The organism is Bacillus cereus group sp. MYBK139-1, assembly GCF_051916915.1.
Lineage (GTDB): Bacteria > Bacillota > Bacilli > Bacillales > Bacillaceae_G > Bacillus_A > Bacillus_A pacificus.
This window is the reverse complement of sequence record NZ_JBQAHO010000001.1, coordinates 125,556-147,594: the sequence shown is the minus strand read 5'-3', so window position 1 is coordinate 147,594 and position 22,039 is coordinate 125,556. Positions and strand designations below refer to the sequence as shown.

The window sequence follows — 22,039 nt, the reverse complement described above, 5'->3', positions numbered from 1 at the left end:
TCTCTCACGTTATATTTTTATCAAAAACAAATACCGAAACTGCAATATCTTCTTCTACTTTCATATCTGAAAACAAATTCACCAATTTCGCTCCAACAAGTTCCTCCAAATGTTCACGGGAATTCGCAGCATACACTTCTTGAATCATTTTCGTTCTAGCCATATGAACCATTTCCGCACCGTCCATCGTACTTGAAATGAATTTTTCAGTAGGCGTTAAGTTTCCGTAAAGAGTCGCAATCGCCATATTTTCAGCAAAAACAGTATGAATTCGTTCTGGCCCTTTTCCGAAAAGTTCCTTTCGAAGTTTTCGTATCATATCATTAAATTCATGTACTTTTTTTGACATACCATTATACCTCCCAAAAGCCTCATTTTACTTTATTATATATTTTACCAAAATGAGCCTTCCGCCCAAACTATTTCGTACAAACATTTGGGCGAAAAGATTCACTTCGTGAAGGTTACTCGTCTTTTAACCCTTTACCCATACCTTTTAAGAAATGAAGCCCAAACCCGATAGCACGGTTAATGTCTGGATCTTTCAATACTTTCATAAGATCGAATACCCCTACTTTTTTATTACTCTCTAGATGTTCATTACCTTCTTCTAGCCCTACTAATAAGCTACCTATAAGCTTTTTCGTAAGTTCCGGATCAAGTTCTGTTAAAGCACCCGCAGCCCCCATCATATTATTAATTAAATTTGTAACCGGCTCACGAGTCACTTGGCCAAGAACAATCTTTGCGATTGGTTCTTTCGCCTTTAGCATAGAATTTGCAGCTTCTAACATGCCAATATCATTCAATTCCCCTACTATGTTAAACATTTGATTTAGAGCGTCTTCATTATTAGCTAGAAGCTCTTTTAAATCATCTAATTTTTTCTGTTTTATTTCTTCCTCAGTTAATTCTTGTTTTTGAATCATTTTTATAGGTGCAGCCATATTTTTCTCCTCCTACTTATCCGTTAAATGCACATACCCTGGACGTGCCCACTTACGATGTACCTCAATGCCAGCTTGAGGGTGACGTTTTTTATTACGCGGATTCGCTTTTGGCATCGGATTTTCGCCATCAACTTCTAGCACTTCCATACGCACTTTCGTCTGTTTATAAGCAGGTGTGTTCGTACGCGTATCAACGGCAGGACCTGTTAAGAAATTAATTGCTGTTTCATTATCTGTAGAGTTCATCGGTAAATATAACTCATTCGCTTTTACACGGTCTGTTACAAGTGCACGTAATTTTAACGCTCCAAACGGAGAGACAAGACGGACTAATGAACCAGTTTTTACTCCACGTTCTTTTGCAAGTGCTGGAGAAACTTCAACGAAAACGCCAGGCACTTTCGTTTGAATACCTGTTGATTTATTTGTCATATTCCCTTCATGGAAGTGCTCAAGCATACGACCATTATTAATATGAAGGTCGAACTCAGCCGGGAATTCAGCTGGGCGCACCCAGTCAGCAATCGCAAAACGAGCTTTTTTATCTGGGAAGTTAAATCCATCTTGGAAAAGAAGCGGTGTATTCGTTCCATCAAAACTTCCCCAATGGAAACTATTCCATCCTTCCAATACTTCATAGTTTGCTTGTGAAAATAGTGGTGATAAACTTGCCATTTCAGCAAAAATTTCACTTGGATGACTATAACTCCAGTTTGCACCTAATTTATTCGCAACTTCCTGCACGATCCACCAGTCTGGCTTCGCATCTCCAAGCGTAGGAAGAACTTGATATAGTCTTTGAACACGACGCTCTGTATTAGTGAAAGTACCTTCTTTTTCAAGAGATGGCGCTGCTGGTAATACAACATCTGCATATTGAGCCGTTTTAGATAAGAAAACATCTTGCACAACGAAGAAATCAAGGCTTGATAACACTTCATGTACATGGTTCGCATTAGAGTCTACAAGAGCCATATCCTCTCCGACAAGATACATAGCTTTCATTTTCCCTTTATCAATTGCGTGAAGCATTTCAATATTATTCAGACCTGGTTCACTATTAATTTTCACTCCGTAAGCCATTTCAAATTTCGCACGTTCCATATCGTTAGTAACGTGCTGATATCCAGGAAGCCATCCTGGTAAAGTACCCATATCACAAGCACCTTGTACGTTATTATGACCTCGAAGTGGATATGCACCAGCACCTGGACGACGATAATTACCTGTTGCAAGTAGTAAGTTTGAAATCGCGGCGGAAGTATCAGATCCACCTGTATTTTGCGTTACACCCATTCCCCAAAGGATACATGTACCATCTGCATCACGAATCATTTCAGCCATTTGAATCAGTGTTTCTTGCGAAATACCAGTCATTTCTTCTGCATATTCAAGTGTATATTCTGTAAGGCTCTCTTTGAAGTCTTCAAAGAAATTTACATCCTCATCAATAAATCGTTGATCGTGCCAGCCTTGATCAATCATATATTTCGTAACAGCCATTAACCATACTTGATCTGTTCCTTGTTTTGGACTAATAAAAACATCTGAACGCTCTGCCATTTCTGTTTTACGAAGATCAGCCACAATTAATTTTTGTCCGTGTAATTTATGTGCACGTTTAATACGTGTAGCTAAAACAGGATGACCTTCTGTCGGATTACACCCTACAATAATAACAAGACCAGATTGTGCAATATCTTTAATCGTTCCAGCATCTCCGCCCATACCAATTGTACGGAATAATCCGTCTGTCGCTGGTGATTGACAATAACGTGAGCAGTTATCAATATTATTCGTTTCAAATACTTGTCGAGCTAATTTTTGAATCACATAATTGTCTTCATTCGTAATTTTAGATGAAGAAATAAAACCGATAGCATCTTTACCGTACTCTTCTTTAATCGCTCCTAATTTACTTGCAACTACATTCAATGCTTCTTCCCATGTAGATTCAACAAACGTTCCATTTTTACGAATTAAAGGTTTCGTAATTCGTTCTTTAGAATTTACGAAGTCCCAACCAAATTTTCCTTTTACACAAGTAGAAATTGCATTAACTGGCGCATCAGAAGAAGGTTGTACTTTAAGAATTTTACGTCCTTTCGTCCACACTTCAAATGAACACCCTACACCACAAAATGTACATACTGTTTTCGTTTTCTTCGTACGAGTATCACGCATGGCCGCTTCCACTTCTGATACCGCAAAAATACCGCTATATCCAGGCTCAACTTCTTTAATTAAATCTACCATTGGTTCAAGAATATCTGGTTTTAATCCCGTCATAAATCCAGCTTCACCGAGCATCGTTTTTTCCATTAAAGCGTTACAAGGGCAAATCGTTACACATTGACCACAGCTCACGCATGAAGAATCATTAATATTTACTCCTTCATCCCAAATCACTCGTGGTCGCTCAGCTTCCCAGTCTATCGATAACGTTTCATTTACTTGTAAGTTTTGACACACCTCAACGCATTGACCACATGCAATACATTGATTAGGGTCATAGCGATAAAACGGATGCGTCATATCAACTTCACTTACATCTACTTTCGGTTCATAAGGATATTTTTGATGTTCGATTTCCATTAATTCTGCTGTATTATGCAGTTTACAGTTCCCATTGTTGTTGTCACATACTGTACAGTATAATAAATGATTTTCTAATAACCGATCCATCGCCTCTGTTTGTGCTTCTTTCGCACGAGTAGAGTTCCGTTCAATGTTCATACCTTCTGTCGCTACTGTCGAACAAGAGCGCATTAACTTTCCGTCAACTTCTACAATACAAGTGTCACATGTTTGAATAGGATCTACTTCTGGCACGTAACAAATTTGCGGATGTTCAATCCCGTTCTCGTTCATAACACCCAATATCGTTGAACCGGGCTCCGCTGTATACTTTTTTCCGTCAATTGTAATATGAACCATGTTGTTATTCATGGTCTTTCCCCCTTTTTGAGAATAAAAAAACTCCACCACGAAAATATACGCACCACATTTCGGCACGTTATTATCATGGTGGAGTAGTTTATTAGCACATCTTGCTAAAATACCAATCCATTTATTCATAAATAAAACGATAGATTCATAACAGGTCATATCACGATTCCATCTTTAACACTATAATTATAGCGTTAAAGTTAAAAATATACAATATAAAATTTAAACTACGCATATGTCAGCTTGGAACTATCCATAATAACCCATATAAAGTGAAACTTTAATCAGCCCTCACCAATCGGGATAAAACATAACAAGGAGTAAGCAAACAAATGGGGTCTTTTAATAAATGGATTCGTGGTGAAAAATCTTTTTCTACCCAAGAGCAAGCTGATCACACATTAAATAAACTTATCTCTTCTTCCCTTTCCCTTAATTTAAAGCACTTGTCCAAACTGTTTAGCGGTATTCCAGAATTAATAACACGCACTTTTCCATTAAAAAACGGACAGGAAGCTTCACTTATATATATGGAAGGACTTGTAGACAAAACTGTTATTAACGTAAACATTCTTCGTCCTCTCTTATTTAAAGAGTGGAATGAAGACGATTTTTGGGAAGCCTCTGTTTCTATCGGAAATATTAAAAAAGTTCAACAGTGGACAGACATTGAACAATCTCTTTTACACGGCAAAAGTATTTTATTTATAAACGGGCAACTATCCGCTTTAGAGCTTGATACGCAAGCGGCACCAAAAAGGAGCATTGAAGAGCCTACAACAGAAAGCGCCATAAAAAGCTCACACGAAGGATTTAATGAAGTGGCAAGCGACAGCCTTGCACTTATTCGTCGATATATTCCAAATCGCGAATTGAAAGTAAAGGAATTCACTGTTGGTGAACGAGCTACTTCAAAAGTTTTTTTGCTGTACTTAGCAGACATTGCAAATGAAGATGTTGTACAAGAGATGGCCTGCCGCATCGAATCAATCAAAGTAGATGCCATTCTTACTACCGGAGAATTAGAAGGATTTGTTGAAGATAATTCCTATACTCTCTTTCCGCAATTATCGATAACTGAGCGCCCTGACACAACAGCACATCATATTCTAGATGGGCGAATTGCTGTTGTTGTAGATCGTTCACCAGGCGTATTAATAGGACCCATGACCTTTTCAGCTTTTTTTCAGACGATAGATGATTACAGCTTCAGACCAATGATTCCATCTTTTATACGATTACTTCGTTTCACTGGATTATTTATTGCAATTTTTGCTCCTGCTCTTTATATTGCTATGATTTCCTTTCATTATGAAGTGATTCCACTTAAATTATTGTTAACGATTGGAGAATCTCGAGCTAAAATTCCTTTTCCTCCTATATTAGAAGCACTTTTGATGGAATTAGTACTTGAAATGCTCCGCGAAGCTGCAGTTCGGCTTCCTGGTCCTGTTGGACAAACCATCGGCGTCGTAGGAGGGATTGTCATTGGACAAGCTGCAGTTCAAGCAGGAATAGTAAGTAATGTCATGGTTATCGTTGTATCTATTACTGCAGTCGCTTCTTTCATCATCCCTAACTTAGAAATGTCTGCAGGAATTCGACTTCTTCGATTCCCAATGATGATAATTGCCTCTTTATTTGGTGTCATTGGCATTATGGTTGGGATGGCAATCATTATTATTCATATACTTTCTATGGAATCTCTCGGTGTTCCTTATGGTAGTCCTTTTTCTCCGTTATTTGCTTCGGATTTAAAAGATATTCTTATACGTTTACCATGGAAAATAATGAAGAAGCGCCCACTATCCCTTAACTTAAAACAAGAGAATCGACAACGCGATATAGAAGGAACGGAGGAAGATAAGTGACAAAGCGTGCAAAGAGGGCGATTAGTTTATTTCAATACATTTTAACGATTAGTGGTGTTCAAGTAGGATTCGGTGTACTTACACTGCCACGTGAAGTTGCACAAGGGGCGAATACAGATGGCTGGATGTCTATTATTATTGGATGCGCTATCACTACTTTAGTCAGTCTATCTATTGTAAAAATCATGGAAAAGCATCCTGGATATACTTTACTCGATGTGCTAACTCGTTATCTTGGGAAATGGCTAGGAAGAGTAGTAATGATTTTTTGGATTTTATATGCTGTCCTTGCAGCTATTTCCTTAATTTTTTCCCTCTTATACGTTATTCACATTTGGATTTTACCTAGAACTCCAATGTTTTTAATTATGATTTTACTATCTATTCCCATGCTTATGCTCGCATGTAAAGGCGTTCTTATTATAAGTCGCTACGCTGTTTTCACTGTGTTTTTCACACTGTGGATGCCTTTGCTATTGTTTATCCCTCTTAAAGATGGGCATTGGATATACCTCCTCCCTCTTCTTAAAGAGGGCTGGATACCAGTTTTAAACACCGTAAAATCAACTATTATTGCATTTCTTGGATTTGAGTTTGCATTTGTCCTTTATCCTTATTTGAATAACAAATCCTCTGCTAAAAAAGGGATTGTTATCGCAAATTTAATTACCCTATTCCTTTATCTTCAAGTCACGTTCGTTTCTTTCGTTTATTTTAGTCCAGATGGTATAACAAAGTTTTTATGGCCCACCCTTTCTCTTGTTACACCATTTCACTTTTCGTTTCTTGAACGGTTTGAAATTATCTTTTTATCTTTTTATCTCTTCATTATTTTTGATTCTTGCATTCCTTACATATTTACTGCTTCAGATGGAATCAATCAATTACTTAACAAAAAAGGGAGTTCCTTACCTATTTGGTTTTTATTATTCGGGTGTATTGTTGTCTTATTCTTTTATATCCCTTCCTCTTACCAAATAAGTGCTTTGCGAGACTTTTGGGGAACTGCCAGTTATTTTATCGTTTTTCTATTTCCAGTCGTATTTCTCTTATACATGACACTTTATCAGCATTGGAAAAGGAGAAGAGTTTAAATGAGGCGCTTTATTCATTTCACTATACTTTACTTTCTCATAACCTTCTTAACAGGATGTGGAGATCGACTCGACTTAGAAAAACAATCAATTTCATTAATTTACGGCTTTGACGCAAAAGCAAAAGGAAAATTAATTGTGTACCACGTAAATCCTATTTTTAATGAAGACGTAGAAAAAAAGTACGAAACACATGAAGCGAAAGTACGTACACCTCGAGAAGCAAAAGCAACGTTTAATAGTTCAAGTGGCGGTTTAGTATCTACAGAAAAGTTACAGCTTATTTTATTTAGCACAAATTTTTTAAAACAAGAAGGGGCTATGCCTTACCTTGATGTTTGGTATCGTGATCCTAAAAACACTGGAAACATGCGTATGGTTGCAGTAGACGGTCCAATTTCTTCAGTTATATATAATAACTTTAAAGACAAGCCTGCCCTTCCCGAGTATTTAACAGATTTAATTAATACGAACAAACTGTACAATAGGACCGTTTTTACGACATTCCATGAATTTCACAGGCAAACGTTTAATAAAGGTATAACACCTGCTATTTCAGAAATAAAAAAAGGTAAAAAAGATGTTATCGTTACCGGTTCCGCGCTATTAACTTCTCGCGGAATTTATAAAATGTCATTAAATCGTTATGAAAGCGCCCTTCTTCTTTTGTTACAAAAGAAAGCGAATACACCGGTTTCGCTTACATTGAAAATCCCTTCTACTTCAGTTGAAAGTAATAGTGATTTAAAAGATACCGATGGCGGCGATTTCGTAACAATAAATGTTCTTAGCATGAATCGTGATATCCATACAGACTATAGCGATAACCGCTTCAAATTTAACGTTAAAATGGATTTAAAAATTGCTGTATCTGAACTTACATTCAATATGGATATAGACAAAGATAGAAAGAAATTAACTTCTCTTATTACAAAACAACTAAACAAAGATTTGAACGATTTAATCCACAACATTCAAAAACAGCAGCTTGATCCATTCGGATTTGGTGATTATGCGAGAGCGTTTCAATATGAAGAATGGAAAAAAGTTGAAGACGATTGGCCGAGTGCCTTTTCAAAAGCTAACGTAAAAGTAGCACCTACCATTAAAATTTTAGAAAATGGGATTATTAAATAGCAAAAACACGCTACTTGTTCTTATACGTTTAAAGAACAAGTAGCGTGTTATCATTTTTATTTTGAAGCTTCTTATACAGTTACACTTCTGTTTCTGGTTCTTCGTTTTCCACTTCTTCCAATCTTTGCTGCTCTGCAATTTCAGCTGAAATCATTCCATAATAAATTTCTGGATACAATCCAAATATTTGATATACACTTCCTAAAAACGGCATCGGAATCCCTCTTTTCTAAAGTTGTATTGCCACTTTTAAGGATTCCCTTTTCATTCATTATACATTCGTTTTTGGCGTTTCTTCTTCATCATGAACGCTTAATAAATTTTGCCACTTTTTATAAGGCGCACTATTTGGATCTACATATCCTTTCGCGTACGAACGATCCCACAATTGTTTAATAAACATCTCTTTCTCTTTCTTGGCAACCATATCAGCACCTGTACCGTAATAGTTTTGGAAATATAACTCAATTTCATCAAGGAACAGCCTTAATAATTCATCAGAAGTTTCTTCTAACGTTGGATCATATTTCGCTTCACGGTCATACATTAAAATCATATCTAAAATATTATGGACATGCTCTTTACGTAGCCATCTAATATCTTGAGCACCTAATACAAATGGATGCGTATATAAATGTCCACCTTGTATCATCGCCTTTTCTTGTTCTTCTTCAAATCTGGACAAGATGTTTTCATAAATAAATGGGTTATGAAGCAATGCTCTGTGTAATTTATAACTTTCGCTTGAAATATTTTTCCCCATCGACTGAATTAAGAAGCTACGTCCAACACCATTATATTGATACACGAACTGACCATCAACAGCAACTAAACTTATCCAGCGATACATGTACGCGTATAGAAGAGCTCGATTACATTTATCATAATCTAACTTCGTTTGCGTTGCATTTAAGTCTGGCATGAATGCTGGTAAGTGCCAATACTTATCTAAATGCGGTGTTAAACTAGATTTTTTACTATTCAACTTGTTTACACGGCGATAGTACGACTGAAAATAATCACCTTTATCATTCATAAATCCATTTGCAATATGTCCAGAAGAAAGCTTAGGAAAGTCTTGTAGTGATAAACCGTAATGTGCACGATAACAAATGACTTCAAATGGCGAGAAAGCTTCATTTACTGTATCTTTTTCTTTAAACATTTCTTGCATTAATTCCTCTTGCAGTTCTTTCTTTAAAGATGGATGTATGCCCCAATATTGTAATTCCCTATGATGAGAAACTTTCGGCACGAATGGACTTGCTAAATGGAACAAGTCTTCAATTTTTTCACGAACATATTCATCACGATCACGATTCTTATAATCCGCCTCTTTTCGTAATGCCTCAACGATATTCAGCTCTAATTTATCGCGATAGCGTATTTGTAATTCATCATAGCAATAGCTTAGTATGTGCTCACGATAAAAGTCTTCTACCTTTTTCGATTGAATTTCTTCTGTTTTCGCATCCCGGCAATATTCCCCGTATAAGCTCATATAAATTTCTGCTGATATATCTTTCGGTAATACACCTAAATTTAAATGTTGTTGCATATCTTGCCATATCTTTTCTTGTAACTTCTCTTCCGCTAATACGTATACATTCGTTGGGTTTGTTTTCCCTTCAAATTCTTTGCTTCGTTTTTGAATTTCGAACAATAAATTTTCACGTGTTTCATGTAAATTATCAAAAAACCTTTCCCAATATTGAATCATTTTATTAACTGCTTGATATAGCGATTGATAAACGAGTTCTAATAGCATTTCTTTACGGTATTCGTTTAATTTGTGTACGTACTGCGTTACAATATCTTCAAATTCCTTTTTAAATAAACGCTGCTGATTATTAATCATTTTTCCGAACCAACCTTGTTGTTGCGCAATTTCTACTCGGCGTACAGCTGTTACCGTTCCATCAATGTTACTCACATTAAATTTCTTATCGTAATTTTGAATTAAATTACGCTTTTGTTCATTATTTTCATGTAGTCGATTCATTTTTTCCACTAACTGCTTTCGAATTTCATACAACATAAAACGAGCTGCTACTGGATGAACTGGATCTGTTTTCTTTAAAAACCATGTATTTAATTGATATGACTGGCCTTCAGAGCCACTCGGTGAAAAACGGTCTGATTCAATCATGTCATATAAAAGTGTCGTTACATGTTCATGTACACGGCTCGGAATCGCATACGCATATAAACGAACCGCATGATCGACCCTTGCTACTTCACCTTTCATTTGTTCCATCATTTTCAGCTTGGCAGCCGAAATTTTACACTCATGCTGCAGACGATTTAATTCCTCGTCTTTTTGCACCGTACGCTGTACATAACTTTCTACAGCTTCTAAAAACAGTTTAGATTTCGCAACTCCAACCTTACCGCCTTCTGCTCCTTCACGCGTTTCATTGTACATTTGTCTATAGAAAATATGAGCCTGCTCTGGACGAGTAGCAAGATGTTCTAAATCTTCTAAATAACTTTTCCCGCGCTCTGGCTTTTCACGTTGCATACCACGTTTTACATCTTGGTCATACCTTTGTTTCTTCTCTTGAAACAGTTGATCTAAATGAAGCCACGATTCATCTAAACCTTGCACAGCCCATTTTAAAGCACAATATTTTAACACGTGCTCATACGGATAAATAATCTTTGCCGTTCCTGCCCCGCAATATCGCCCTTTCCCGCTTGATTCTGCTAATTGCTGAATTTGATTATCTTCCTGTGCAAAATGGTTTGCAGACATCGGACTAAATAACTGTAAATAAATCGTATTTGCCATTTGCTCCATATAATCTGATAAATTGTGCAGATGGTGTCCATGTAAATTTTCGTAATCGTATAAGAAACAATAATTGTACGGTAAATGATGTTGTTTAATTGTATGATTCGTTCTTCCGTCTTCATCTACTTGATCCGGTCGATACTCTAATTCAATCGTAACCCCGCCGCGTTTTGATAATTCTCCAGTAGAGCCGAGCGTAATAGCATGTAATTCTTTTAACGAGGCATATCCATTTGCTTGCACCGTTTCAAACTCTTTCGCACTAACCGTTCTCGTCTTCACTAACACATCCGGCATTAGAAATGCACCGCGTATTAAAATGTTGTGATGCTGCAGTTTTTTCCGAAGCATTTCACGTAAATATAATGCAATTTGTAGAAACATTCCTGAACCTGTTCCGCCCGCTAGTGATGTTACGATAATGACACGCACTCCATATTCTGTTTGATCGCTCGTAACCGGAAAAATTTTCTCAATTTCTTGCCAAAAGGACGTGAGTTTATCTTCTTTCATCGCAGCACGTAGCGCTAAACGGGAAATAACGCGTAACTGTCCTGCCCCTTCTGTCAGTGGTTTATCAAGTATAGTCGGGTCCATTGGAAACCATTCTGGAATCGTTGGATCTCCTGCAATATACTCCCTAGGCGTTTTGCTCGAACTCGTTTGCGTCTTAAACTTTCGAATATGATCAAATTTACTCAATGTATTCACATCTGTATCAAATACGTGCATTGCTACTTTTTTTCGGCGCTCCTCAGGCAGCCTTTCATATATTTGATGTGTCACAGTACTACCGATTCCACCTAAACCAATTAATATCGTTGGAACTTGTAACGTCATGTGAACCACCTTCCTATTCTTGCTTGTTTGAAAAGAGAGGGAAAGATACTATTGTCCTCTTCTCTCCACCTACTATTCACACTCGTATTTGTAAATCTCCTTACCATATCCTCTATCAATTACTAAAAGTTCATTTGGATATAGTGTCTTATGTTCCATTCCAACCTCATCCTCTGTTATAAACATCCCATCAATAATCATTCCTACTACTTGTGACTCTTTCGCTACAAATATCGATTTTGATCCTTTCTTCGCTATAAATGTAACGGATTGTACAGTCTTCCTTTCCGCTCTAAACGGAATACCAAAATAATGTTTCCACCATTTATTTTTAAGTAATTCTGGCTCAGATTGATATAACCAATCTTTCGCTACCTCTTGATCCCATTCGTAATACAATAGCGCTTTACGGTGAAATCTCGGACGGACAATCCATCCTAAAACGATTATTCCTACTATTAACAGTAATAAAGTGATAGGAATAACAAACTTAAAAATAAGCGCATACTTTTCATAAAACGGTGCATCTTGAATATGAAGTTTTATGTTTTTCTTTACTTCTTGTAACTTTGAATCCTGTACTACGATGGTAGCTTCTACGGTGCCGGTATCTGTAAAATTGAACGTGTCGGAGTAATGAGGTCGAGGATAAATATAAATTTGATTACCATGTTGTTTTATTTCATAGTTGATGGATTGTTTAGATGTGACACCAGTAGATTTTAATAGTTTTTTTACAGCCTCTTCTGTAATCGGCTTATCATCTAACTGTGGTTGTATAATAAATGGTTTACTACTCTCTAAATTCGTTACTTTTTCTTCATAATCTTTCGTGACAGTTCGAAGAGATAATGCAGGCTTTTTCGTTGTTTCGATTTTAAATTCTTTCGTCTGTCTGTAAAATCCTTTTATGTTCATATGAACTTTCCCGCGTACTAATCCTTTAGTAAGCTTCGTTGCGTAATAAAATACATGTCTTTTATCGTCCCACTTCATCGCATATTGCTTTCCGTCTATTTCTACTTCTGCCTGAAAGTAAGAAGACTGAACTGGCAACTCAGTAGGTTTTGCTTCAATAACAGCTGTCACACCTTCATACATTTCCTCAACATTTTTTCTATCCTTATCCTCTTTGTCATAAGTAGAAACAGTATAATTAAGCGCCGGTTCGACTAGTACTTGTAACCCTTCTTTCTCAATATCTCGGTCCACTTCTATCGTATACGTTCCTGGTTTAATAACTTCTTCATTTTCCGTACTGATATGAACTATATTTCCGAACAATTTCGCTTCACCTGGTGCATGTATGGAAAAAGAAGATTGTAATTGTAATGGTTTAGAAATTTGTGTGACCTGATAATTAGACAAAGAAGGCGATTGTCGCACAAGCGTCATACGCTTTAATGGAAATGGTGTTGTAATCTCTACTTTCTTTCCTACCACTTTCGTTTTCACAATCGATTCAACAGATGAGAACGGATCACGATTTGCAACTAATGCCGCCACTTGATTGACGCTTTTTACAATACCATCCTCTCCACTAGATGGCATCGTAACTCCATTTATCTCTTTTTTCCATATTTCTTTAAACGTATTTAGTTGTGCCTTTTCTTGCTGTCCTAAATCCTCTTCCATCGTAATTAAAATTGGATGTAACGATATCTTTTTTGCATCCATTTCTTTCTTAAACTGTGCTAACTTTTGTGTAATTTGTTCTTTTCCGCCAATCTTATCTTTCTCTAAATCATTAAATGCCCCGTCAGTTAAGACAATAAGCCAAAATTCACGTTTCCCATCTATATCTGCTTCCTTTTTTATAGATTGCATCGCTGTTTCTACTGCGCTAAACGGAGTATTTAAATACGTTTTCCACGCTCCAATTCCCTCAATTTCCGTTTGTCTCTTATCCTTCGTTAACGAAATGTTTAATGGATCATTCGGCTTGCTCATTGGAACGTAAGAAAATGTATCTTTTTCATCTAATAGCGCAACTAAACTTTGCAAAGCATAATTGGCATATTTCCAGCGATCGTTATTTCTCATGCTGCCCGAATCATCATATACAAGTGAAACGACCCTTTCCTTTGCCTCCTCTCCTTTTGCAAAAGTCCAAAAAGGATGTAACCATATAAATAGAAACAACATGAATGTGGCACAAATTCGAATTTTCATGATGAGGCTTCGCCACCTTTGTAGACAAATTCCTATGTTTAAATTTATGAGAGGATACAAGATATATGACTTGTATTTTAGGACAACGAACACAGCATAACTTTATTATGTAAACAGTTATAAAAGCTGAATATGATTCCTTCTAGCGTTTTCTATCCGATACTATAAGTAAAAAAGCCTGTTTAAGCTCTACACTTAAAACAGACTTTTCCTACTTTTTATTTTAAAAACACATAACAAAAAGTTTGATTTTTGACTTAACACATCACTTCTATTGTAAATCCACCAGGTGCTTCCACGTAAAACGTATACGCATGTGCACGTTTAGGAGCCTCAACCAAAAATCCATCTTCCTTCAATCTTTGATTTATCTTATTTACTTGTTCTTCACTTTCTTGTGGAAATCCTACATGAAATGTTTTTGGATAATGTACGTCTTTTCCTTTCATTAACGTTAATATAAACCCATCATTATCACGCATAACTGCAAAGCCATTTCCCCTTGTTCCGCTACAAGTTAAACCAAAATACTTTTCTAAAAACTCTCTCGCGGCTAGTACATCTGAAACTGTTAGATTAAGATGTTTAATTTTCAAATCATCACCATCTTTCTTAATTTTCTAATATTTTATCATACAAATAAAAAACACGCCTTTCACAGCGTGTTTTATTTCTTCACATACACTTCCACAATCGGATTATCTTTATGATCCGCATGCAAGCGTATATTCTCTTCACTTGTACGATAAACGCTAGCTAATAACATAATCGTTAACACATTAGGAGTTTTTGCATCACTCCCATATTTCCTTTCCAGCGCTTCCTTATATTCAAAATCCAAATCTCCTTGCACATATGTATACACTTCAAAACCATCTTCTAAATTGCAAACTACTGTATCAATAATATCTGCCCCTACTTGCTTCTTCATTTCCTCTCGCAATGCTTCAATAAATTCTTCCCACGGTACTTCGTATGTCTGAAACTGATTTGTAGATTTCATGCCTTTTCCTCCTTATATATCCTCTTCCTATATTTCCCCTTTCCTATAACAATTATGATAGTTAGGACATTCGTACAAGCCGCACTTGTCCCCTTTACATATCGTATTACTGTAATGGGGAAGGAGGAATGAATATGCATAGACAAAAATGTTATGATACGTGCCAACGTTATTTCGGTAAAGTCGTTCGCATTGAAGATCGTGATGGTCGCATTCATTTAGGCAAAATAATTGATGTGACGAAAAACTCTGTATGGATTGAACCAGTGCAACAGCACTCATCTTTTGATTCAGGATTCGGATACTATGATGCATATGCAAACGGTGGTTGCGATCTTTGCGGCGGCATTAGCAGATGCGATAGTTGTGGATTTGGATGCGGTGGTGGATTCAGCAGCTGTGGATGTGGCGGCCGTGGTTGCGGTAGTTGTGGTGGCGGTAGCTGGGGCGGCGGCGGTTGCGGCTGGGGTGTTGAACTCGGATTTGGTTTTATCTTCGGAATTACATTAGCTGCATTATTTTTCATTTAACATAAGTAAAGAGTTGACTATCTTTAGCCAACTCTTTTTCTTTATTTTTCACATATAAAAATACGATGCCCTAAAATGTTTTGGTACATAAGCCTTATATTTTCATGTTGCACCCATGCCTCATATAACTCATTCGGAATAAATTGTGATACATTCCATTCCGGCTCTTCTATATAAGCAGAGATTGTTTCTGCAATTGTACCACCGCCAGCAATAGTAACCCGCTTAAAATTTGCTTTCTGAAATAATTGTACCCACTCACTCTCAGTTAATAGCTCTTTCATCCCGTATAATTGAGCGATTTTCTCTTCCTCACCCTTATCAATATGCCTATCAATAATCATTTCAATGACAACAAGCTTACCATCTTTCTGTAGTACACGATAGCATTCCGAAATAACCCTTTCTTTCTCTGTAAAAGCAAGTATCGATTCTCCGAGTACCAATTCAAATGAGTCATGCAAACAAGGTAATTGCTCTGCCTTTCCTTCAATTAATTGAATGTCTATTCCTTCAAACGACCACCTATCTTTCGCCTTTTGAATCATAATTTCATTCTTTTCCACCGCTGTTACTTTATATCCAAAATTCCTCGCCATATATGCTGCGGTTTTTCCCGTGCCACAACCTATCTCTAGGACATTCGCCCCATGTCTAAGAGGGAGTTGTGCTAACAATTGTTTTGTTAATGTAAAACCACCAGGATGAGCACTCCCTATTCCGTAATAAGCTAGGAAATCGATGTATGTGTTTCGTTTCATGGGATTCTCCTTTAAATTTTCTATAATACATATATTCATCCTGAAAAAAATAGTGCACAGAAAAAAAGCATTTTCAAGTGCCATACCGCAACTTGAAAATGCTTTTTTTTTACTATTTCTCTTCTACATACGCCCATTTGAAACTATATTCTGGACTAATATTATGTTTCACAATTCCCTTTACATTCGGTTTCATAACATATGATTTAGCACTTTGATATAAAGGTACAAGTGCTACATCTTCCTCAAGTAACAATTTCTCTGCCTTCCCTAGCTCCGTCCAACGTTTTTTTGCATCAGCCATCCATTCTGTCTTACTTTTAGTAATAATGTCATCATATTTTGAATTTGAATAGCTCATCTGGTTCTGAGAGTTTTTCGTTTCAAACATATCAAGGTACGTCATTGGATCCGCATAATCTGGATTCCAGCCACCATATGAAAAATCATAATCTTGATCTGATTCTAATTTTAGTTTTTGCTTAAATGGTTGCAGTTTAATATTTACTGTCACACCTTTTAAATTCTTTTCAACTTGATCTTTTACATACTCCCCAACTTTTTTCGCATTACCAGTATCATAATTCAGCAGTTCAATTGTTACTTGATCTTTTCCAAGTTCTTTTTTCGCTTCTTCCCAAGCTGCTGCTGCCTTTTTGGAGTCTTGTTTTAAACCATTCTTGAACGTTTCTGCGAAATCTTTACCGTCTGGTCCACTTGCTAAACCTTTTGGTACTAAGTAATCCACTGGTTTTGAACCATCATTTAAAATGACATTCGTTAAAGCTTTCTTATCAATTGATAAGGCAATTGCTTCACGTAGTTTTTTACTCTTTAACGGTGTATCTTGCCCACCGCGTTTTTGATTGAGGCGTAAGTAAAACGTACTTGTTTCCGAATATGCGCCAAACTCTTCTTTATTATTTCTATACTTATCAACAAATTCTCCTGATAAAAGTGCGAAATCAATTGCACCTGTATCAAATAAGTTTACTCTTGTAGCTACTTCTTTTACTACACTATAGTTGATTTCATCTAGTTTTACAGTCTTCTTATCCCAATACTGATCATTTTTCTTTAATTTCCAGCCTTGCTCATGTTTCCAATCAGTAAGCACAAATGGACCATTATACAGTGTTGTATCAGACTCTAAACCGAATTTATTTCCTTTTTCTTTTACGAACTTTTCATTTAATGGATAGTATGACGCAAATGCCATTAAGTTCAAGAAATATGGTACAGGTCTTTCTAGTTCCACTTCAAGTGTATAATCATCTACCGCTTTTACACCTAATGTAGAAACTTCTGCTTTCCCTTGATTAATCGCTTCTGCATTTTTAAGATAGTAAGCGATAAATGCATATTCAGCAGCTGTTTTGGGATCTACTAGACGTTGCCATGCAAATACGAAATCTTTCGCTGTTACAGCATCACCGTTTGACCATTTTGCATCTTTCCGTAATTTAAATGTATATTTTTTACCATCCTCGCTTTTTGTGCTAGATTCCGCTACAGCTGGGATTGGCTTATTATCTTTATCAAGGCGATATAAACCTTCCATTGTATTCCCTAAAATTTGTGAGCCAAGTGTATCTGTATTTTTGGAAGTATCCATCGTCGGAATTTCATTCGTTTCTGTACGATTTAGCACTTGCTTTGCCGCATATTTAATATCAGACTTCTTCTCTTCTCCACCATTATTAGATGTCGTTGTCGTTTTCTTCTCCCCACCAGAAGATCCAGAACACGCTGTTAACGCCATACTCATCGCTAAAACTGGTGCTACAACCGCCGTAAACTTTTTCATCTTTTTCTTCATTTTTGTACCCTCCCCAATTATATGTACGAAACTAACTTTGAGAGATTTCTATTTTAAATTATCTGAAAATTATTACTAATTACTATTCTACTAATTTTCCTTGGATTGTAAAGTATTTTTATAAATATTCATAATAATTAATTTATTTACTTCAATAACAATCTATTACTACTATACGAATTCTCCCCCATCTACTATATGTAAGTACCACTTTTCTTATTCTTCTCTATTTATTTAAATTTAATTGAATAGTAAAAGAGCGTTTAAAAAAATAAATAATATATTTTTTAAACGCTCTTTTTCTTATTTCCCTTCCGTTACATACGCCCACTTAAAGCTATATTCCGGACTGATGTTATGTTTCACAATTCCTTTTACATTCGGTTTCATTACATACGCTCTTCCTGTTTGATATAAAGGAACTAGTCCAGCATCTTCTTCAAGGAATAATTTTTCTGCTTTCCCTAACGTTTCCCAACGTTTCTTCGCATCACCCATTAATTCATTACCTGCTTTTTGTACCATTTCATCGTATTTTGCATTTGAATAACTCATTTGGTTATATGGGCTCTTCGATTCAAACATATCAATAAATGTCATTGGATCCGCATAGTCTGGACTCCAACCTGCATAAGAAATTTCATAATCTTGTGCAGTCTCTAATTTTAATTTTTGTTTGAACGGCTGAATTTTTGTATTAATCGTTACACCTTTTAAATTTTTCTCAATTTGATCTTTAACATAATCAGCAATCTTTTTCGCAGTTCCATCATCATAACTTAGTAATTCAATTGTAACTTGATCTTTTCCAAGTTCTTTTTTCGCTGCTTCCCACGCTGCTGCACCTTTTTTCGGATCATATTTCAGACCATTTTTAAATGTATCTTGGTAATCTTTACCGTCTGGTCCTGTCGCAAGTCCTTTTGGTACTAATTGATCTGTTGCTTTTGAACCATTATTTAAAATAACGTTTGCCAGTCCTTTTTTATCAACCGATAATGCAATTGCTTCACGAAGCTTTTTGCTCTTTAACGGCGTATCTTGTCCGTTACGCTTTTGATTTAAACGTAAGAAGAATGTACTTGATTCTGCATACTCGCCATATTCTTCTTTGTTCGATTTGTATTTATCTACAAACTCTCCTGATAGTAGTGTGAAATCAATTGACCCTGTATCATATAAGTTTACTTTCGTCGCAACTTCTTTCACTACACTATAGTTAATTTCTTCTAATTTTACAGTCTTCTTATCCCAATACTTATCATTTTTCTTTAGTTGCCATCCTTGTTCATGTTTCCATGAAGACATCACGAACGGCCCGTTATACACCGTTGTATCTGCTTCTAAACCGTACTTATCGCCTTTTTCTTTTACGAATTTTTCATTTAACGGATAGTATGACGGGAATGCTAGTAAATTCAAGAAATATGGTACTGGCTTTTCCAATTCTACCTCTAGTGTATAATCATCTACTGCTTTTGCCCCCAAATCTGTTAGAGGTTTTTCACCTTTATTAATTGCTTCTGCGTTTTTAATATAGTAAGCAATAAATGCGTATTCTGACGCTGTATTTTTATCAAGTAAGCGCTGCCATGCAAATACGAAATCTTTCGCTGTTACAGGATCACCATTCGACCATTTTGCATCTTTACGTAATTTAAATGTATATTTTTTGCCATCCTCGCTTTTCGTACTAGATTCTGCAGCAGCTGGGATTGGCTTATTATCTTTATCAAGACGATATAATCCTTCCATCGTGTTCCCTAAAATTTGTGACCCTAACGTATCAGTAGATTTAGACGTATCCATCGTCGGAATTTCTTGATTCTCTGTACGATTTAATACTTGTTTTGCTGCGTATTTAATTTCAGATTTGTTCTCTTCCCCACCACCATTAGACGTCGTAGTTGTTTTCTTCTCCCCACCTGATCCAGAACACGCTGTCAACGCCATACTCATCGCTAAAACTGGCGCTACAACCGCCGTGAACTTTTTCATCTTTTTCTTCATTTTTGTACCCTCCCCAATTATATGTACGAAACTCATTTTGAGAGATTTTCTAATAACTAGTTATCAGAAAATTCTTATTAATTAATATTCTACTAACTTTTCTATTTTTGTAAAGTTATTTTTAAAATATTCTAAAAATTATTTTTTTGTGATAGTAACGAGCACTCTCTACAATTATCACGATACAAGTTCTTTCTTACATCTATCGATTTATTTATATATAATCTCATAATAAAAGAGCATTCCAAAAGTAAATCATCTACTTTTGGAATGCTCTATCATTTTATCTTTCTATTGTAGATAACAAGGTTCTCACTACAAAATAAGCTAAACAACCTATATACATCCACTTAAATATAGCCTCACTGCTTAAAAATTATTTCCCATCTTTTTCAGTCATGTATGCCCACTTGAAGCTATACTCTGGGCTAATGTTATGGTGAACGATGCCTTTTGCATTTGGTTTTTGAACGTATGCATCACCACGTTGATATAAAGGTACAAGTGCTACATCTTGCTCAAGAAGTAATTTCTCAGCTTTTCCTAGCTCTTCCCAACGTTTCTTCGCATCACCCATTAATTCTCCGCCAGCTTTTTTGATCATATCATCATATTTCGGATCAGCGAAGCTCATTTGGTTATGAGAATGATTAGACTGGAACATATCTAAGAATGTCATTGGGTCAGCGTAGTCAGGTCCCCAACCAGCATATGATAAATCATAATCTTGCTCTGTTTCTAATTTCAGTTTTTGTTTGAATGGTTGAAGTTTAATATTAACAGTTACACCTTTTAAGTTTTTCTCAATTTGATCTTTTACATATTCCCCAACTTTTTTCGCATTACCAGTGTCATAGTTTAATAGCTCAATTGTAACTTGGTCTTTTCCAAGCTCTTTTTTCGCTTCATCCCATGCAGCTGCTGCTTTTTTCGCATCTGGTTTAATACCATTTTTAAATGTTTCTTGGAAGTCTTTACCGTCTGGTCCAGTTGCTAATCCTTTTGGTACTAAGAAGTCCGCAGGCTTAGATCCATCATTTAAAATAACATTTGATAAATTCTTTTTATCAATTGATAATGCAATTGCTTCTCGTAATTTTTGGCTCTTTAACGGTGTATCTTGCCCGCCACGTTTTTGGTTCATACGTAAGAAGTAAGTACTTACTTGTGAGTATGTGCCAAACTCTTCTTTATTGTTTCTATACTTATCAACGAATTCACCTGATAATAGCGCGAAATCAATTGCATTTGTATCATATAAGTTTACTCTTGTCGCTACTTCTTTTACTACACTATAGTTAATTTCGTCTAGTTTTACAGTCTTTTTATCCCAATATTGATCGTTTTTCTTTAGTTTCCAGCCTTGCTCATGCTTCCAATCAGTAAGAACGAACGGTCCGTTATATACTGTCGTATCAGACTCTAAACCGAATTTATCCCCTTTTTCTGTTACAAATTTCTCATTTAACGGATAGTACGATGGGAATGCTACTAAGTTTAAGAAATATGGTACTGCTTGTTCTAATTCAACTTCTAGAGTAAGATCGTCTACTGCCTTTACTCCTAGTTCCGTTACAGGCTTTTCCCCTTTATTAACAGCTTCTGCATTTTTAATTGGGAATGCGATAAATGCATACTCAGCAGCTGTTTTTGGATCTAATAGTCGTTGCCAAGCATATACGAAATCTTTCGCTGTTACAGGATCACCATTTGACCATTTTGCATCTTTACGTAATTTGAATGTATATTTTTTACCATCCTCACTCTTCGTGCTTGATTCTGCCGCAGCTGGGATTGGTTTGTTATCTTTATCTAATCGATATAAACCTTCCATCGTGTTCCCTAAAATTTGAGAACCTAATGTATCTGTATTTTTAGAAGTATCCATTGTTGGAATCTCATTTGTTTCAGTACGATTTAGTACTTGTTTCGCTGCTAATTTTTCTTCTGATTTGCTATCTCCACCAGAGCTAGAATTTGTGCTTGTCTTCTTATCTCCACCTGATGTAGAACATGCTGTCAATGCCATACTCATTGCTAAAACTGGTGCTACAACTGCTGTTAGTTTTTTCATTTTTTTCTTTTTCACTTTCTGTACCCTCCCTAATT

Annotated in this window: 16 protein-coding genes; 4 read left to right on the top strand and 12 right to left on the bottom strand. The window is 36.1% G+C overall.

The genetic code is table 11. The features are described 5' to 3' along the window. Positions 1 to 4 precede the first annotated feature (4 nt). The 3 genes from ACTFRS_RS00715 to fdhF form a co-directional block, all read right to left on the bottom strand. Positions 5 to 349 (bottom strand): DUF2294 domain-containing protein, encoded by a 345-nt coding sequence (locus ACTFRS_RS00715; RefSeq protein WP_000039582.1) that lies wholly within the window; start codon positions 347 to 349, stop codon positions 5 to 7. Positions 350 to 464: 115 nt separating this feature from the next. Further along, entirely contained in the window at positions 465 to 947 is a 483-nt protein-coding gene (locus tag ACTFRS_RS00710) for a DUF1641 domain-containing protein (RefSeq protein ID WP_000729887.1), read from the bottom strand. A gap of 12 nt (positions 948 to 959) precedes the next feature. Continuing rightward, the gene (fdhF, locus tag ACTFRS_RS00705; protein ID WP_440024515.1) at positions 960 to 3,899 is read right to left on the bottom strand and encodes a formate dehydrogenase subunit alpha; all 2,940 of its coding nucleotides are present in this window, start codon (positions 3,897 to 3,899) and stop codon (positions 960 to 962) included. Between the two features lie 332 nt (positions 3,900 to 4,231). Here fdhF and gerSA point away from each other — a divergent pair, with 332 nt between their 5' ends. The 3 genes from gerSA to gerSC are packed head-to-tail and all read left to right on the top strand — an operon-like array spanning position 4,232 to position 8,001. After that, entirely contained in the window at positions 4,232 to 5,770 is a 1,539-nt protein-coding gene (gene gerSA / locus ACTFRS_RS00700) for a spore germination protein GerSA (protein WP_139866299.1), read from the top strand. Then, on the top strand, positions 5,767 to 6,864 hold the full coding sequence (locus ACTFRS_RS00695; RefSeq protein ID WP_139866300.1) for an endospore germination permease: 1,098 nt from the start codon (positions 5,767 to 5,769) through the stop codon (positions 6,862 to 6,864). Before gerSA ends, ACTFRS_RS00695 begins: the two co-directional genes overlap by 4 nt. After that, entirely contained in the window at positions 6,865 to 8,001 is a 1,137-nt protein-coding gene (gene gerSC, locus ACTFRS_RS00690; protein ID WP_139866301.1) for a spore germination protein GerSC, read from the top strand. A 79-nt stretch (positions 8,002 to 8,080) separates the two neighbouring features. On the opposite strand, the gene ACTFRS_RS00685 is transcribed toward gerSC, so the two are convergent. The 5 genes from ACTFRS_RS00685 to ACTFRS_RS00665 all read right to left on the bottom strand — a co-directional run bounded on the left by ACTFRS_RS00685 (position 8,081) and on the right by ACTFRS_RS00665 (position 14,810). Then, positions 8,081 to 8,215 carry a hypothetical protein gene (locus ACTFRS_RS00685; RefSeq protein ID WP_044793378.1) on the bottom strand — a complete coding sequence of 45 codons (135 nt, stop codon included), beginning with the start codon at positions 8,213 to 8,215 and terminating at the stop codon, positions 8,081 to 8,083. A gap of 57 nt (positions 8,216 to 8,272) precedes the next feature. Continuing rightward, positions 8,273 to 11,635 carry a tubulin-like doman-containing protein gene (locus tag ACTFRS_RS00680; protein WP_139866302.1) on the bottom strand — a complete coding sequence of 1,121 codons (3,363 nt, stop codon included), beginning with the start codon at positions 11,633 to 11,635 and terminating at the stop codon, positions 8,273 to 8,275. 72 nt (positions 11,636 to 11,707) lie between these two features. After that, positions 11,708 to 13,807: a vWA domain-containing protein gene (locus tag ACTFRS_RS00675; RefSeq protein ID WP_440024519.1), complete on the bottom strand. Its 2,100-nt coding sequence runs from the start codon at positions 13,805 to 13,807 to the stop codon at positions 11,708 to 11,710. A 257-nt stretch (positions 13,808 to 14,064) separates the two neighbouring features. After that, positions 14,065 to 14,403 (bottom strand): VOC family protein, encoded by a 339-nt coding sequence (locus ACTFRS_RS00670; RefSeq protein WP_139866304.1) that lies wholly within the window; start codon positions 14,401 to 14,403, stop codon positions 14,065 to 14,067. A gap of 71 nt (positions 14,404 to 14,474) precedes the next feature. Then, a complete protein-coding gene (locus tag ACTFRS_RS00665; protein WP_440024521.1) occupies positions 14,475 to 14,810 on the bottom strand; it encodes a hypothetical protein in 336 nt (111 codons plus the stop codon). Between the two features lie 134 nt (positions 14,811 to 14,944). Between ACTFRS_RS00665 and ACTFRS_RS00660 the strand changes: the two genes are divergently transcribed. Beyond that, complete coding sequence (locus ACTFRS_RS00660; RefSeq protein ID WP_139866306.1) at positions 14,945 to 15,340, top strand: hypothetical protein; 396 nt, start codon at positions 14,945 to 14,947, stop codon at positions 15,338 to 15,340. A 41-nt stretch (positions 15,341 to 15,381) separates the two neighbouring features. On the opposite strand, the gene ACTFRS_RS00655 is transcribed toward ACTFRS_RS00660, so the two are convergent. The 4 genes from ACTFRS_RS00655 to ACTFRS_RS00640 form a co-directional block, all read right to left on the bottom strand. Further along, positions 15,382 to 16,101, bottom strand: coding sequence for a class I SAM-dependent methyltransferase (locus tag ACTFRS_RS00655; protein ID WP_139866307.1), 720 nt, complete (start codon positions 16,099 to 16,101; stop codon positions 15,382 to 15,384). 112 nt (positions 16,102 to 16,213) lie between these two features. Further along, entirely contained in the window at positions 16,214 to 17,920 is a 1,707-nt protein-coding gene (locus ACTFRS_RS00650; RefSeq protein WP_139866308.1) for a peptide ABC transporter substrate-binding protein, read from the bottom strand. 303 nt (positions 17,921 to 18,223) lie between these two features. Continuing rightward, positions 18,224 to 19,930, bottom strand: coding sequence for a peptide ABC transporter substrate-binding protein (locus ACTFRS_RS00645; RefSeq protein ID WP_000728454.1), 1,707 nt, complete (start codon positions 19,928 to 19,930; stop codon positions 18,224 to 18,226). A gap of 376 nt (positions 19,931 to 20,306) precedes the next feature. Then, positions 20,307 to 22,019 carry a peptide ABC transporter substrate-binding protein gene (locus ACTFRS_RS00640; RefSeq protein ID WP_139302844.1) on the bottom strand — a complete coding sequence of 571 codons (1,713 nt, stop codon included), beginning with the start codon at positions 22,017 to 22,019 and terminating at the stop codon, positions 20,307 to 20,309. Between the last annotated feature and the right edge of the window lie 20 nt (positions 22,020 to 22,039).

Coding starts and splice junctions, on each gene's coding strand:
- ACTFRS_RS00660 (WP_139866306.1), top strand. CDS start 14,945: ATGCATAGACAAAAATGTTATGATACGTGCCAACGTTATTTCGGTAAA.
- ACTFRS_RS00675 (WP_440024519.1), bottom strand. CDS start 13,807: ATGAAAATTCGAATTTGTGCCACATTCATGTTGTTTCTATTTATATGG.
- ACTFRS_RS00645 (WP_000728454.1), bottom strand. CDS start 19,930: ATGAAGAAAAAGATGAAAAAGTTCACGGCGGTTGTAGCGCCAGTTTTA.
- fdhF (WP_440024515.1), bottom strand. CDS start 3,899: ATGAATAACAACATGGTTCATATTACAATTGACGGAAAAAAGTATACA.
- gerSA (WP_139866299.1), top strand. CDS start 4,232: ATGGGGTCTTTTAATAAATGGATTCGTGGTGAAAAATCTTTTTCTACC.
- ACTFRS_RS00655 (WP_139866307.1), bottom strand. CDS start 16,101: ATGAAACGAAACACATACATCGATTTCCTAGCTTATTACGGAATAGGG.
- ACTFRS_RS00710 (WP_000729887.1), bottom strand. CDS start 947: ATGGCTGCACCTATAAAAATGATTCAAAAACAAGAATTAACTGAGGAA.
- ACTFRS_RS00650 (WP_139866308.1), bottom strand. CDS start 17,920: ATGAAGAAAAAGATGAAAAAGTTTACGGCGGTTGTAGCACCAGTTTTA.
- gerSC (WP_139866301.1), top strand. CDS start 6,865: ATGAGGCGCTTTATTCATTTCACTATACTTTACTTTCTCATAACCTTC.
- ACTFRS_RS00715 (WP_000039582.1), bottom strand. CDS start 349: ATGTCAAAAAAAGTACATGAATTTAATGATATGATACGAAAACTTCGA.
- ACTFRS_RS00665 (WP_440024521.1), bottom strand. CDS start 14,810: ATGAAATCTACAAATCAGTTTCAGACATACGAAGTACCGTGGGAAGAA.
- ACTFRS_RS00680 (WP_139866302.1), bottom strand. CDS start 11,635: ATGACGTTACAAGTTCCAACGATATTAATTGGTTTAGGTGGAATCGGT.
- ACTFRS_RS00685 (WP_044793378.1), bottom strand. CDS start 8,215: ATGCCGTTTTTAGGAAGTGTATATCAAATATTTGGATTGTATCCAGAA.